The following is a 14,243-nucleotide window of genomic DNA, read 5'->3' as shown; positions in this document are numbered from 1 at the left end:
CGCAGTCATACCCCGACCGCTCGCAGCGAACACGATTAGGGTCGACCCATGAGCGCCGTCACCCCCACCGATGCCGTCCGTGCCCGACTCGCCGATCACCACGCCGCACTGGCCGACCGCCATCTCCGCGACATCTTCGCCGACGATCCCTCCCGCGGCACCGATCTCACCGTCACCGTGGGTGACCTGTTCGTCGACTACAGCAAGCATCGCGTCGATCGCGAAACCCTCTCGGCGCTGGTCGATCTCGCACGGGCGGCCGACGTCCCCGGCCGTCGCGACGCGATGTTCGCCGGCGAGCACATCAACGTGTCCGAGGATCGGGCCGTGCTGCACACCGCGCTGCGGTTGCCGCGCGACGCGTCGCTCGAGGTCGACGGCCAGGACGTCGTCGCCGACGTCCACGAGGTACTGGACCGGATGAGCGACTTCGCCGACCGCGTGCGCAGCGGGGAGTGGACCGGCGCGACGGGCGAACGGATCCGCACCGTGGTGAACATCGGCATCGGCGGGTCCGATCTCGGCCCGGTGATGGTCTACGCGGCGCTGCGCCACTACGTCGACGCGGGCATCACCGCGCGCTTCGTCTCCAACGTCGATCCGGCGGATCTGGTGGGCACGCTCGCCGATCTCGACCCCGCGACGACGCTGTTCGTCGTCGCCTCCAAGACGTTCGGCACGCTCGAGACGCTGACCAACGCGACGGCCGCGCGGCGGTGGCTGACCGCCGCCCTCGGTGACGACGCCGTGGCGCAGCACTTCGTCGCCGTCTCCACCAACGCCGAGAAAGTCGCGAACTTCGGCATCGACACCGCGAACATGTTCGGCTTCTGGGATTGGGTCGGCGGGCGCTACTCGGTGGACTCGGCGATCGGGCTGTCGGTGATGATCGCCGTCGGCCCCGACCGGTTCCGGGAGTTCCTGGACGGGTTCCATCGCGTCGACACGCATTTCCGAGAGGCTCCGCTCGAGGAGAACGCGCCGCTCGTCCTGGGCATGCTCGGCGTCTGGTACTCGGAGTACTTCGGCGCGCAGTCGCGGGCGGTGCTGCCCTACTCGAACGACCTGGCTCGCTTCCCCGCCTACCTCCAGCAGTTGACCATGGAGTCCAACGGCAAGTCGGTGCGGCTCGACGGATCCCCGGTGGTCGGCGACACCGGCGAGATCTTCTGGGGCGAGCCCGGCACCAACGGACAGCACGCGTTCTACCAACTGCTGCACCAGGGCACCCGGCTGGTCCCCACCGACTTCCTCGGCTTCGCCGAACCCACCGACGATCTCCCGACGGCCGACGGCACCGGCAGCATGCACGACCTGTTGATGAGCAACTTCTTCGCGCAGACCAAGGTGCTCGCGTTCGGCAGGACGGCGGAGGAGATCGCCGCCGACGGAACGTCCGCGGACGTGGTGCCGCACAAGGTGATGCCCGGCAACCGGCCGTCGACGTCGATCCTCGCGCCGCGGCTGACGCCGTCGGTGGTCGGCCAGCTCATCGCGCTGTACGAGCACCAAGTGTTCGTCGAGGGTGTGGTCTACGGAATCGACTCGTTCGACCAGTGGGGCGTCGAGCTGGGCAAGACGCAGGCGCAGGAGCTCACCGCCACCCTCACCGACGAGGCGGGGCCGGGCGACGACCTCGATTCCTCCACCGCGACGCTGGTCCGGTGGTACCGGGCGGCACGCGGACGCTGAACACAGCGAGACCGCGCCGGTCCGTCGGGTCGGGGGTCTGACGGACCGGCACGGTCTCGCTCACCATGTCGTCGCAGCGTGGTCCCGCGTTACACCCGGCGGCGAACACGTCGGAAACCGTTCGTGAACAGTCACGTTGAATGACGGTGAGCGGTACGGTCGTCTCATGAACGTGACCGTCGAACGCCGTGGCCCGGTGGTCACGGTGATCCTCAACCGTCCCGATGTCCGGAACGCCGTCGACGGGCCGACCGCCGCGGAACTGGTCGCCGCGTTCGAGGAGTTCGACGCCGATCCCACGGCCGCCGTCGCCGTCCTCCACGGTGCGGGCGGCACCTTCTGCGCCGGCGCCGACCTGAAGGCCCTGGGGACCGAGCGGTCGAACGTCGCCACCGAGCACGGTGACGGGCCCATGGGACCGACCCGCATGGAGCTGTCCAAGCCGGTGATCGCCGCGGTCGCAGGCCACGCCGTTGCGGGCGGTCTCGAACTGGCGCTGTGGTGCGACCTGCGCGTGGTCGAGGAGGACGCCGTCTTCGGGGTCTACTGCCGCCGGTGGGGGGTGCCGCTGATCGACGGCGGCACGGTCCGCCTGCCCCGCCTGATCGGCGAGTCCCGCGCGATGGACATGATTCTCACCGGGCGTTCGGTGGACGCCGCGGAGGCACAGTCGTTCGGCCTGGCCAACCGCGTCGTCCCGACGGGCACCGCCCGCGCCGCGGCCGAGGAACTCGCGGAACAGCTCGCCGCGTTCCCCCAGACCTGCCTGCGACGGGACCGCCTGTCGGTCCTCGAGCAGAACGGACTGAGTACCGCCGACGCGCTCGTCGCCGAGTTCCGGCACGGGGCGATCTCGCTGGCCGACGCCGCCGCCGGCGTGCAGCGGTTCACCGGCGGGGCCGGACGGCACGGAGCGCCCGCCGAGTGACCAGACTGTCCGTCGTCGACGAGATCTTCCTGCGTACGCACCGCGGCTACGGCATTCCTGTTGCGATGCAGGGCATCTGGGTGTTCGACGAGCCCATCGACCGGGCGGCGCTCGAACGGGCCGACCATATGTTGGGCCACGGCGCCCTGGGGGTCCGCATCGTGCGCCCCCGGATTCCCGGTGCGCGACGGCGCTGGGTCCGCGCGACCGACCCGGCCGGGGTGAGGTGGAGCGATCCGATCACCGACGTCGCGGCCTGGGCGGATCACTGCGCCGACGTTCCGCTCGATCCGGAGTTCGGCCCCGGGTGGCGACTCGCCGCAGCCCCGTACGGCACCGGGGCGGCCGTGTCCGTGGTCTGCTCCCACGTGGTCGCCGATGCGCGCGGTCTGATCGCGGCTGCCACGGCGGCCGTTTCCGACGCCACGCCCGAGCCCAGCCCCCTTCTCCACGAGGGACGGTCGGACGAGACCCGGTCCGACGATCTCCGGGACGCCGCGACCGTGCTCGGGCGGGTGATCGGCCGAACCGCGGCGGCGTCGGCGTCGCTGGCGGTCGACCCCACCCGCCGTGCGGACCTGCGGCGCTACCTGACCGCGTCACGCACTGCGCCCAGTGCCCCCCGCGCGCGGCCCGCGAACTGGTCGCCCGTCTCCGTCGTCGCGGACCTGCCGGCGGCCGACTTCGAGTCGCGCGCACACGCCGACGGCGGCACCCCGAACGTGCTGTTCCTCTCGATCGTCGCCGGTGTGGTGGATCTGCTGCGCTGCGGGGGCGGCGCGGCGGTCACGCTCGGCGTCCCGATGCGGGTCGAGGCCGGCGGCGCCAACGCCCTGTCCGTCACGGCCGTCCACGCCGCGCCCGACACTCCACTGACGGACGTGCGCGCGGCCGCCCGCACGGCGTACCGCCATCCGCTGACGGCCCCCGCCGGGTTTCCCGACGAGCTGCTGCACGTCGTCCCCGATCGGTGGGCCGCAGCGCTGGCGCCGTCCACCGGACGTCGGGATGCGTTGTGTTCCAACATCGGTGACCTCCCCGACGCGGTACGGCACATCGGTGGGGTCACCGCGCGGCGGGTGGCCACGCGCGCGATCCACCCCGGTCTGCGCTGGGAGCAGGCCGCCGCGTCGCCCACGGTCCTCTCCGCCTACGTCAGCCGATGCGCGGGCACCTACACGGTGTCGGTGGTGGTCACCGACCCCACGGCGGCGCACACCGTCGACACGGTTCGGCGCGCCGTGGCTGCGGCGGCCGCCCGGCACGCCCTGTCACCACGGTTCTGGTGAGCGACCGGTGACCGCCCGGTCAGGCGGACCCGACCAGCCGATCGGTCAGACGCCGCGGCAACACCCGCAGGACGACATCGACGGCGCGCCAGGTGATTCCCGGCAGCGCCGCGCGCGTGACTTCCTTCTCGATCGCGTCGACCATCGCGGACACCCCGGCGTCGAGGGTCGACATCATCCGGCCCGTGTCCCCTGCGCGCGCCGACATGTCGGTCGCGACGTACCCCGGCAGGAGGGTGGTGACGCGAATCGGGGTGCCGCGCAGCTCGGCGACCAACGCTTCCCCGAGTGCCGAGACCCCGGCCTTCGAGGCCGAGTACACGGCCTTCGAGCCCGGCAGCCCGCGGTCGGCGCTGATGGAGGACACCAGGACCAGATGCCCGGCGTTCTGCTCCCGGAACACCGCCAGCGCCGCCTCGATCTGCGAGACGGCACCGACGAAGTTGGTGCGCGCGGTCTCGAGGTTCGCGTCCGCGCGTCCCGTGCCCAGCCGGGCGCCCTTGCCCAGCCCCGCGTTCACGATCACGCGATCGATGCCGCCCAGCTCGCGTCGCAACGCGGCGACTCCGTCGACGACCGACGCGTGGTCGGTGACGTCCACGGCGGCCACGGCGACGGTGATGCCGGGATGGGCGCGGACGAGCTCGTCGCGCAACGCCTCCAGTCGGTCCAGGCGCCGAGCGCACAACCCCAGGTCGCGTCCCTCTGCGGCGAACCGCCGGGCCATCCCCTCGCCGAGTCCCGAACTGGCTCCCGTGATCACGATTCGCGTTCTCCCCATCGGGCGAACCTATACCGGTGCCCGTGCAGTCCCGACTTCCCGTTCGATCGATGCGAAGGATCCCACCCATGACCGATACCTACGACGTGATCGTGCTCGGCGGTGGACCGGTGGGCGAGAACGCCGCCCAGTACGCCATCGCGCACTCGGACCGCACGGCCGTGATCGTGGAGCACGAGCTGGTGGGCGGCGAATGCTCCTACTGGGCGTGCATGCCCAGCAAGGCGCTGCTGCTGCCGGGGTCGGTGCTGGACCAGGCGCGGAACATGCCGGGAGTGTCCTCGCTGATCGGGGACCGCACGCTCGACGTGGACGCCGTGCTCGCCCGACGCGACTCGTACACGCACGGTCTGGACGACTCGTCCCAGGTCGAGTGGGCCGAGGGCGCCGGCATCGACGTGGTGCGCGGGCACGGCCGACTGGCGGGCGAGAGGACGGTCACCGTGGGCGAGCGCACGCTCACCGCGCGGCACGCGGTCGTGCTCGCCACCGGGACCACCGCCGCCGTTCCCCCGATTCCCGGTCTCCGGGAGTCGCATCCGTGGACCTCGCGTGACTCCACCAACCTGCACGAGGTGCCGGGCCGGGTGCTGATCCTCGGTGGCGGCGTCGTCGCCTGCGAGTCGGCGACGTGGCTGGCGGCGCTGGGATCGCGGGTGACGATGGTGGTGCGCAGCGGGCTGCTCGGGAACGCCGAGGGCTTCGCGGGGACCGCCGTGGCGAAGGGGCTCGTTGCCGCCGGCGTCGACATTCGAACCGGCGCGTCGATCGCGCACGTCGAGCGTCCCGACGCGCGCGACACCGGCTACGGCCACGTCCACGGCGGCCCGGCCACGGTGACGATCGAGACCGACGGTGGCACCGACACCGTCGAGGTCGACGAAATCCTCGTGGCCACGGGACGTCGTCCCGCCACCGGTGATCTCGGCCTGGAGACCGTCGGCCTCACCCCCGGCGAGTACGTCCCCGTCGACGACACGCTCACGGCCGTCGGGGACTGGCTGTACGCCGCGGGGGACGTCAACGGACGCGCGCTGCTCACCCACATGGGCAAGTACCAGGCCCGGGTCTGCGGTGACGTGATCGCCGCCCGCGCGGACGGCCGCTCGACCGACTCGCGACGCCACCGCGCGACGGCGGACCACGGTCAGGTCCCGCAGGTGGTCTTCACGACGCCGGAGGTCGCGTCGATCGGGCCGACGGAGGCGGCGGCCCGCGAGGCGGGACGAGACGTGCGCACCGTCGAGACCGACATCGCGGTGGCGGGTTCGTCGCTGCGACAGGACAACTTCTCCGGTCACGCGAAGCTGGTGGTCGACCGGGCGTCGGACACGGTGATCGGCGCGACGTTCGTCGGGCAGGGGGTGGCCGAGATCCTGCATTCGGCCACCGTCGCCGTCGTGGGAGCGGTTCCTCTGGACGTGCTGTGGCACGCCGTCCCGTCGTACCCGACGACCAGCGAGATCTGGTTGCGGCTGCTCGAGGAGGCGCGCGAGCAGTAGGCCCGCTAGTGCCCCAGCGGCTGGGCGCGCCGCACGGAATCGGCGGCGCGGGCGGCGTCGAGCGGCACGGGCGAGAGCACCACGCCCGGACCGACCCGCAGGACACCCGAGCCGAGCACTCCGGCGCGGAGCCCGCCGCGGCCGATCAGGGCCTTGCGGGTGCCGTCGACCACCATGCGGTCCATCCACGCGCACGGATGCGCGGGGCGCCCGCCGCGGAAGAGCACGGGACCGTCGCCGGTGTCGACCGCGAAGTCCTCGCCGCGGAGCGGGTCCAGCTCGAGGCCCCGCGTCACGACGTTGCGTCGGGCCACGGACACGGCGCCGTCCCATGGCGCGCCGTTCGCGGCGGTGGTCGCCGCCTCCCACGCCTCGATCGCGAGGAAGCTGACGGCGGCTTCGGTGTGCGCGCGAACCCCGAAGAACCGGTCGCCCCGGATGCCCTTGCCCTCGACGACCTCGACGGACTCCGGGTGGAGGGTGGGCACGTCGGCGGGGCCGTCCGCGCTCCGACCGAAATACGCGTGTGACGGCGCCACGAGCAGCTGCACGATCTCGAGCGGATAGGTGAACGTCATCGCCGGTGAATGTAACGCAGCATCACGTACAGTCGGCCGAATGGGGCAGGGAGACACCGAGACCATCGTGACCACCGCCGACGGGCCGATTCGCGGGCTCACGCGCGGATCGCTGTCGCTCTTCCGCGGCATTCCGTACGCCGCGCCGCCGGTGGGACCGCAGCGATTCCGTGCGCCCCGGCCGGTGACGCCGTGGACGGAGGTCCGCGACGCCACCCGGTACGGCGACGCGTCGATCCAGGACACCGCGCGCTCCCCCGTCGGTCCGGTGCGCGGGCAGAAGGCCAGCGAGGACTGCCTGACCCTCAACGTCACGGCACCGACGACGCGATCCACCCGGCCTCGACCGGTGATGGTGTTCGTCCACGGCGGTGCGTACCTCGTGGGGACCTCCGCGACGTCGCTGTACAACGGGTCGTCGCTGGTGCGGCGAGGCAACGTCGTCTACGTCTCGATGAACTACCGACTCGGACCGCTCGGATACCTCGACTTCGGGCAGTTCTCCACGCCCGATCGGCCGTTCGAGGGCAACCTGGGGCTGCGCGACCAGATCGCCGCCCTCGAGTGGGTGCAGCGCAACATCGCCGCGTTCGGTGGTGATCCGGACAACGTCACCCTCTTCGGCGAGTCCGCCGGCGGCAACGCCGTCACCACGCTGGTGGCCACTCCGTCGGCGCGCGGGCTGTTCCACCGTGCGATCGCGCAGAGTTCCGCACCCGGCATGGTCGCCACCCGCGAACGCAGCGAGGGCTGGGCCCGCGACTTCGTCGGACTGCTCGGCGGGACCGACGAAACCGCGGCCGCCGTGCTGCAGAACGCGTCGGCCGAGGATCTGGTGACAGCGTCGCGCCGCCTGAACGCCAAGGTGCTGAAGGAGACGCCGGGCCTGATTCCCTTCGGCCCCAACGTCGACGGCGACGTCGTGCCCACCGCCCCGGTGGAGGCGTACCGGTCCGGTGCGGCACACGACGTGCCGATGATCATCGGCAGCAACGAGCACGAGGGCACCCTGTTCTCGCGGTTCCTCGACGCGCTCCTGACCAAGCCGGCTCGTATCGACTCCTTCTTCGCCGCCACCGATCCGTCGGCGAAGGATCGCATCCTCGCGCAGTACCCCGGGTATCCGAAGGGTCTGTCCGCCGTCGATTTCGGCGGCGACTTCACGTTCTGGCGACCGTCTCTCGACCTGGCGGACGCACATTCCGAGCACGCGCCCACCTGGGTCTACCGCTACGACTACGCGCCGCGGCTGTTCGACCTGCTGAAGCTGCACGCCACCCACGGGTCGGAGTTGCTCGCCGTGTTCGGTGCGTACCGCTCGAGGTTCGGGAAGCTGATGACGATTCTCGGGGACTGGGGCAGCGCGCGGCGGATCACCGACGAGGTGCAGCGTCAGTGGCTCGCGTTCGCGACCACCGGTGAGCCGGGACCGGAGTGGACGCGGTACGACGTGCCCCGACGTGCCACCCGCATCCTGGACACGACCTCGCGGATGGAGAACGACCCGCTCGGCGAGCGCCGTGCGGCGTGGGACGGCTTCGACGGCTGGGACGCGGCGTCCGATGAGTCGTCGCAGGACTTCCGGTCCAATTCCGCCGGATAGCTACTTGACCAGGCGGGAGAGCCGGCGGTCGGCCAGGATGCGGCCGCCGGTCTGACACGTCGGGCAGTACTGGAACGAGCGGTCGACGTACGACACCTCGCGGACGGTGTCGCCGCACACCGGGCAGGCCTCGCCTGTCCGGGCGTGCACGGCCATCCCCGACCGCTTCTCGCCCTTCAGTCGGGCGGCGTCCTGACCCACGGACCGCGCGACCGCGTCGAGCAGGATGCGCCGCATGGTCTCGTACAGCTCGTGCACGGCCTCGTCGGTGAGGGATCCGGTCGTCGCGAAGGGCGACAGTCGCGCGGCGTGCAGGATCTCGTCGCTGTACGCGTTGCCGATCCCGGCCAGCGCCTGCTGGTCGACCAGCACGGTCTTGAGCCGAGAACTCTTGGCGCGCAGCAGATCTGCGAACTGCGGCTCGCCCACCGCGAGGGCGTCGGGTCCGAGGCGGGCGACGCCCGGCACCTCGTTCGGATCCCGCACCACCCAGACGGCCAACCGTTTCCGGGTACCCGCCTCCGTCAGATCGAACGCCGGTGTCGACCCCTCGGGGGTGAACAGGTGCACGCGCAGCGCGAGCGGGCCCTTGCCCGGCTTGGGCGCGGCCGCCGACGGCTTGTCGGTCCAGCGCAGCCACCCGCCGCGGGAGAGATGGGTGATCATCCACAGTCCACCGGCCTGCAGCCCCAGGTGCTTGCCGAACCGGGCGGCGTCGGTGACGTCCTGACCCTGCAGGGCGGTGAGCGGCGGCTCGAACGTCTTGAGCACGCTGAGAGCGGCGACGTCGATGCGTCCGATCACGGCTCCGAGGGCGTGGTCGCGCAGAAAGCTCGCAAGAGCCTCCACTTCGGGTAATTCCGGCACCGACCCGAGGTTAACGACCCGACGGCCGCCTGACCAGGTATGTGTCCATCACCCACCCGGCCCGTCGTCGCAGGTCGGCCCGCAGACGCACGATCTCGTCGCCGACGTCGGACACCAGCCCCGCCCGAATCACCGCGTCGGGTGTCCCGAGGTTGGCTCCCCAGTGGACGTGCCAATCCGGCAGGGCCAGGAATCCGCAGTCCGAGTCGAGCATGACCACCACGGCGTCGACACCGTCCGGGACGCCGTCCTCCCGCAGGCGCCGGCCGGTGGTGGTGAGCACCGGCTCGCCGACACGATTGAGGACCGTGCCGTGGGCGGCGGCGAGGGCGGACGGGCTGGTCACACCGGGGGTGACGCGGACCTCGAACGGATCGATGAGTCCGCCGCGGACCCGGTCGACGACGCGCAGGGTGCTGTCGTAGAGCGACGGGTCGCCCCAGACGAGCATGCCGCCGACGGCGTCCTCGGGCTCCGCGGCGAGAAGGTCGCCGAGAGCCCGGGCCCGCGCGTCGTGCCACGTGTCGACGGCGACGTCGTAGTCCTGCGGTGTGCGGTCACGCGGCGGATCGACGAACTCCACCACGCGATGCGGACGACGTACGTGCTCGTCGAGGATGCGCGTGCGGACGTCGACCAATTCCTGCTTGGCCGAACCCTTGTCGATCATCACGAAGACGTCGACCTCGTTCATCGCCTTCACGGCCGCCACGGTCACCTGGTCCGGATCGCCGGCGCCGATACCGATGACGTGCAGAAGCCTCATTCGGGCCAGCCTAGGGCGCTCGCCCGGACGGGTCGGTGCGCGCCTAGTCTGGTCGCATGGTCGCCACGCCCTACGAGGATCTGCTCCGCCACGTTCTCGACCACGGCACCCCGAAGTCCGACCGCACGGGGACCGGCACGCGCAGCGTCTTCGGCCATCAGATGCGATTCGACCTCGCCGAGGGGTTCCCGCTGGTGACCACCAAGCGGGTGCACCTCAAGTCGATCGTGCACGAACTGCTGTGGTTCCTGCGGGGCGAGTCCAGCGTGGCGTACCTGCGCGAGCACGGCGTGACCATCTGGGACGAATGGGCCGACGCCGACGGCGATCTCGGGCCTGTCTACGGCGTGCAGTGGCGCAGCTGGCCCACCCCGTCGGGCGAGCACGTCGACCAGATCTCGCAGGTGATCGACACGATCCGCCGCGATCCGGATTCCCGGCGCATGGTGGTCTCGGCGTGGAACGTCGCGGACATCCCGCGGATGGCGCTGGCGCCGTGCCACGCGTTCTTCCAGTTCTACGTCGCCGACGGCAAGCTCTCCTGCCAGCTCTACCAGCGCAGCGCCGACATGTTCCTCGGCGTGCCGTTCAACATCGCGAGCTACGCACTGCTCACCCACATGGTCGCGGCACAGACGTCGCTCGAGGTGGGCGAGTTCGTGTGGACCGGCGGGGACTGCCACATCTACGACAACCACGTCGAGCAGGTGCGCGAGCAGCTCACCCGCGAGGCGTTCCCGCTCCCGACGCTCCGGTTGGCACCGCGGGATTCGATCTTCGACTACACCTACGAGGACGTGGAGGTGCTGGAGTACCGGCACCATCCCGCCATCAAGGCCCCGGTGGCAGTGTGACCGTCGGGCTGATCTGGGCGCAGGATCGCCACGGCGTGATCGGCCGCGACGGCGGCATCCCCTGGCGTGTGCCGGAGGACATGGCGCACTTCCGCGAGGTGACGGCCGGTGCCCGCGTCGTGATGGGACGACGCACCTGGGATTCGCTGCCCGAACGCTTCCGGCCGCTGCCCGGACGCACCAACATCGTCCTCAGCCGGGACGCGTCGTGGGCGGCCGAGGGCGCCGCTCGGGCGGCGACGTTCGACGAGGCACTCCTCGGCGGCACCGACACCTGGATCATCGGCGGTGCCGAGATCTACGCCCTCGCCCTCCCGCATGCCGACGTGCTCGAGGTGACCGAACTGGACCTCGAGGTCGACGGCGGCGACGCCGTTGCTCCCGCAATCCCGGACGAGTTCGTCGCCGACGCCGGCGATCGACAGGACAGCACGTCGGGCGTCGGATATCGATTCGTGCGCTACCGCCGTCGTTCTCGCTGATTGCGGCGCCCCGTCCGTGATACTCGGACGGTATGGACAAGAAATCGTTGACCGCCGTGGCGCGGCAGCAGCTGAAGCTCGCGCAGTCCGCCACGAGCGGCCGCAGTTCGCAGACGGTGTACGGCGGTCACCAGCGCAGCCTGCGTCAGACGGTGGTGGGTCTGTCCGCCGGGCAGTCGCTCGCCGAGCACGATCTCAACGGCGAGTCGACCGTCCTGGTCCTCAGCGGTCAACTGCAGCTCCGCAGCGGCGACAAGTCCTGGAAGGGGTCGGCCGGCGACCTCCTCGTCGTCCCCGACGCGCGGCACAGCGTCGAGGCCGTCGAGGACGTCGCCTTCCTGTTGACCGTCGCGATGTAGATCGCGCTCCGGCTCAGACCGACAGCACCTCGCCGCGCTCGCGTTCGCGGGCGAGCGCGCGATCGCGGGACTCCTCGAACTTCACGGCCTGCTTCTCGAGGTCGGCCAGGAAGTCCGCGACCAGCTCGCGCAGACGCTCGCCCTCGGGCCCGAAGTCCGTGCGCTCGAACAGCTTCCACTTGCGCAGCACGGGCATGATGACCTCGTCGAGGTGCTGGCGCAGGTCGTAGATGCCGTACTTCGCGATCAGCACCGCGTTGCGGCGGAAGTCCGGCTGGTTCAGCCCCGGCATCTGGAAGTTCATGACCACGTCCGCGATCGCCTTCATGGTCTGATCGGGCGCGAGCTCGATCGCCGACGCGCACATGTTCCGGTAGAAGATCATGTGCAGGTTCTCGTCGGCGGCGATGCGTCCGAGGAGGGCGTCCGCGATGGGATCGTTGCAGGCCTTGCCGGTGTTGCGGTGGCTCACCCGCGTCGCCAACTCCTGGAACGTCACGTAGGCGACGCCGTGCAGCAGGTTCGCGCCCTCCATCGGCGAGTCGATGCCGACCGTCATGTGCTCCATCCGGGCCTGCTCGAGTGCGACGGGATCGACGCTGCGGGTCACCACCAGGTAGTCGCGCATGGCGATGCCGTGGCGGTTCTCCTCCGCGGTCCAGCGCCCCACCCAAGTGCCCCAGGCGCCGTCCATCGAGAAGTTCTCGGCCAGGCCGCGGTGGTAGGACGGCAGGTTGTCCTCGGTGAGCAGGTTCGTCACCATCGCCGCCTTGGCCACCTTCGACAGGGTGGACTGCTCCGGAGACCAGTCGTCCCCGCCCAGCATGGCGAAGTTCCGGCCGTCGCTCCACGGGATGTAGTCGTGCGGGTTCCACGGCTTGGCCAGGTCCAGGTGGCGCTCGAGATTCGCCTCGGCCACCGGCTCGAGCTCGCGCAGCAGTTCGATCTGAGACAGCGGTCGCATGTCGTCTCCCCCGGATTGTCGTCGGCGCCGGGAACAGGCGCCGGCACACGACGCTAGGAGCGCCGGACGACGCGGATCGAGACCTTGCGGTGATGTTGGGAAACATCGCAGCACGCATGCAAGGCAGCTGGACGCGATCACAGCCACCCCGCCAATCGACCGGTAACCACTTTCCGTCCCGGTATTACCCCTACAATCTGAACCAACGCCCCGTTTCAGGCCGTCGGGACCGCCACCGGTCCCGGATGCCGATGATCCCGGTCGACGGAAGGAACCCCGCACGTGAGTGTCGACAACACGCTGGAGAACGCCCCCCGCCGCGCCGCCGCGCCCGCGCCCGCCTCTCGTGGCACGTCGGCCGGTGTGTCGCTGCGCGCCGACGTGACCGAGCTGACCGCCGCGTGCCTCTCGCTCGCCGTCGGGGCCGCCGACAGCACGGCGCCGACCGACCAGGACATCGCGGAGATCGGTGCCCGCGCGGCCCAGTGGGCACGCGAGGGCGTCCCGCTGCGGGCGGTGCTCGCGGCGTACCACGAAGGCGTCCAGATGGGCTGGGATCTGGTGGCCGAACGGGCCGCGAACAACGGCACCGCGCAGCTGGCCAAGGCGGCCAAGGCCTTCGTCGGACTCTTCGATCGCATCTCCACCGCCGCGTCCGCCGCGTACGTCGACGAGCTGCAGGCCGTGGCCAGCGAGCACCACACGGCAGCCCACACCGTGGTCACCGCACTCCTCAGCGGCCACAACGCACGCTCGGTCGCCCGCCAGTCCGGCATCGAGCTGGCCGATTGCTACACCGTGCTCGCGGTCTCGATCGGCGCGCACGCGGACGAGTCCAATCCCTCGCTCCCCCGACCCATCGTCGCGCGTCGCAAGCTGCGGCGGGTTCAGGCGGAACTGGCGACGGCCTGCGAGCGCTCACCGCTGTCGATGCTGAGCTCCGAGGGCGGCACCATTCTCATCCCCGGCGAGCACGAGGACGAGTGGGTGTCCTCCCTGGTCTCCCGCCTGTCCGCCGCTGCGGACGCCCCCGTGACCGCGACCGTCGCCGTCAGCGCGGCGAACGACGTACCCACCACGTCCGATCAGGTCCACGAGCTGCTCGACCTCGCCCAGCAGCTGCGGCGCCCGCCCGGCGTCTACCGCATGACCGACCTGGTGCTCGAGTACCAGCTCACCCGCCCCGGACCGGGTCGGGCCTACCTGTCGCGGGTGCTCACCCCCCTCGACAACTCGCCCGAACTACTCGAGACCCTCGAGATCCACATCCACCACGACCTCAACCGCCAGCGGTCGGCGCGCCAGTTGCACCTGCACACCAACACCGTCGACTACCGGCTCAAGCGCATCGCTCACCTCACCGGGTTCGACCCCACGCGCCCGTCCGGCATGCGCCACCTGCAGGCCGCACTCGTGGCACGGAAGCTCGAAGCCATCGCGCCCAGCGCATGATCGAGGCTGCGCCGACCCGGTAGAGTGCGATGCGCACGCCGGGTCGGCCCTCGTAGCTCAGGGGATAGAGCAACCCTCTCCTAAAGGGTAGGTCGCAGGTTCGAATCCTGCCGAGGGCACCACGTT

Annotated in this window: 14 protein-coding genes and 1 tRNA gene; 10 read left to right on the top strand and 5 right to left on the bottom strand. The window is 70.9% G+C overall.

Going from position 1 to position 14,243, the window contains the following annotated elements; translation table 11 throughout:
- Nucleotides 1-48 precede the first annotated feature (48 nt).
- From pgi to RC2_RS03080, 3 genes are all read left to right on the top strand, one after another.
- On the top strand, nucleotides 49-1,692 hold the full coding sequence (gene pgi / locus RC2_RS03090; RefSeq protein WP_068144994.1) for a glucose-6-phosphate isomerase: 1,644 nt from the start codon (nucleotides 49-51) through the stop codon (nucleotides 1,690-1,692).
- Nucleotides 1,693-1,858: 166 nt separating this feature from the next.
- Nucleotides 1,859-2,620, top strand: a complete 762-nt coding sequence (locus tag RC2_RS03085) for a crotonase/enoyl-CoA hydratase family protein (RefSeq protein ID WP_068144998.1) — start codon at nucleotides 1,859-1,861, stop codon at nucleotides 2,618-2,620.
- Nucleotides 2,617-3,909 (top strand): hypothetical protein, encoded by a 1,293-nt coding sequence (locus RC2_RS03080; RefSeq protein WP_068145001.1) that lies wholly within the window; start codon nucleotides 2,617-2,619, stop codon nucleotides 3,907-3,909. Before RC2_RS03085 ends, RC2_RS03080 begins: the two co-directional genes overlap by 4 nt.
- Nucleotides 3,910-3,928: 19 nt before the next feature.
- On the opposite strand, the gene RC2_RS03075 is transcribed toward RC2_RS03080, so the two are convergent.
- Nucleotides 3,929-4,690 (bottom strand): SDR family oxidoreductase, encoded by a 762-nt coding sequence (locus RC2_RS03075; protein ID WP_068145002.1) that lies wholly within the window; start codon nucleotides 4,688-4,690, stop codon nucleotides 3,929-3,931.
- A 68-nt stretch (nucleotides 4,691-4,758) separates the two neighbouring features.
- Between RC2_RS03075 and RC2_RS03070 the strand changes: the two genes are divergently transcribed.
- Nucleotides 4,759-6,192: a dihydrolipoyl dehydrogenase family protein gene (locus RC2_RS03070; protein ID WP_068145005.1), complete on the top strand. Its 1,434-nt coding sequence runs from the start codon at nucleotides 4,759-4,761 to the stop codon at nucleotides 6,190-6,192.
- 5 nt (nucleotides 6,193-6,197) lie between these two features.
- Here RC2_RS03070 and RC2_RS03065 read toward each other — a convergent pair whose 3' ends face one another.
- Nucleotides 6,198-6,770, bottom strand: a complete 573-nt coding sequence (locus RC2_RS03065) for a molybdenum cofactor biosysynthesis protein (protein WP_068145008.1) — start codon at nucleotides 6,768-6,770, stop codon at nucleotides 6,198-6,200.
- A gap of 40 nt (nucleotides 6,771-6,810) precedes the next feature.
- Here RC2_RS03065 and RC2_RS03060 point away from each other — a divergent pair, with 40 nt between their 5' ends.
- On the top strand, nucleotides 6,811-8,373 hold the full coding sequence (locus RC2_RS03060) for a carboxylesterase/lipase family protein (protein ID WP_068145010.1): 1,563 nt from the start codon (nucleotides 6,811-6,813) through the stop codon (nucleotides 8,371-8,373).
- Here RC2_RS03060 and RC2_RS03055 read toward each other — a convergent pair whose 3' ends face one another.
- The gene (locus RC2_RS03055; protein ID WP_068145013.1) at nucleotides 8,374-9,240 is read right to left on the bottom strand and encodes an Fpg/Nei family DNA glycosylase; all 867 of its coding nucleotides are present in this window, start codon (nucleotides 9,238-9,240) and stop codon (nucleotides 8,374-8,376) included.
- Nucleotides 9,241-9,250: 10 nt separating this feature from the next.
- Nucleotides 9,251-10,006, bottom strand: a complete 756-nt coding sequence (cobF, locus tag RC2_RS03050) for a precorrin-6A synthase (deacetylating) (RefSeq protein ID WP_068145016.1) — start codon at nucleotides 10,004-10,006, stop codon at nucleotides 9,251-9,253.
- 56 nt (nucleotides 10,007-10,062) lie between these two features.
- Here cobF and RC2_RS03045 point away from each other — a divergent pair, with 56 nt between their 5' ends.
- Genes RC2_RS03045 through RC2_RS03035 form a run of 3 tightly spaced genes read left to right on the top strand, consistent with a single transcriptional unit; the run spans nucleotide 10,063 to nucleotide 11,701 of the window.
- The gene (locus RC2_RS03045) at nucleotides 10,063-10,860 is read left to right on the top strand and encodes a thymidylate synthase (protein ID WP_068145018.1); all 798 of its coding nucleotides are present in this window, start codon (nucleotides 10,063-10,065) and stop codon (nucleotides 10,858-10,860) included.
- Nucleotides 10,857-11,342, top strand: a complete 486-nt coding sequence (locus RC2_RS03040) for a dihydrofolate reductase (protein ID WP_068145022.1) — start codon at nucleotides 10,857-10,859, stop codon at nucleotides 11,340-11,342. Before RC2_RS03045 ends, RC2_RS03040 begins: the two co-directional genes overlap by 4 nt.
- 32 nt (nucleotides 11,343-11,374) lie before the next feature.
- Complete coding sequence (locus tag RC2_RS03035) at nucleotides 11,375-11,701, top strand: cupin domain-containing protein (protein ID WP_068102784.1); 327 nt, start codon at nucleotides 11,375-11,377, stop codon at nucleotides 11,699-11,701.
- Between the two features lie 13 nt (nucleotides 11,702-11,714).
- Here the strand turns inward: RC2_RS03035 and RC2_RS03030 are convergent, their stop codons facing one another.
- Nucleotides 11,715-12,665 (bottom strand): acyl-ACP desaturase, encoded by a 951-nt coding sequence (locus RC2_RS03030; protein ID WP_068145025.1) that lies wholly within the window; start codon nucleotides 12,663-12,665, stop codon nucleotides 11,715-11,717.
- A 282-nt stretch (nucleotides 12,666-12,947) separates the two neighbouring features.
- Here RC2_RS03030 and RC2_RS03025 point away from each other — a divergent pair, with 282 nt between their 5' ends.
- Nucleotides 12,948-14,117: a PucR family transcriptional regulator gene (locus RC2_RS03025; RefSeq protein WP_068145028.1), complete on the top strand. Its 1,170-nt coding sequence runs from the start codon at nucleotides 12,948-12,950 to the stop codon at nucleotides 14,115-14,117.
- Nucleotides 14,118-14,163: 46 nt separating this feature from the next.
- Nucleotides 14,164-14,239, top strand: a tRNA-Arg gene (locus RC2_RS03020).
- Nucleotides 14,240-14,243: the final 4 nt, after the last annotated feature.

This window comes from Rhodococcoides corynebacterioides NBRC 14404 (assembly GCF_001894765.1).
GTDB classification, from domain to species: Bacteria; Actinomycetota; Actinomycetes; order Mycobacteriales; family Mycobacteriaceae; genus Rhodococcoides; species Rhodococcoides corynebacterioides.
The sequence above is the reverse complement of the archived record's forward strand: the minus strand, read 5'-3'. Positions and strand labels throughout refer to the sequence as shown.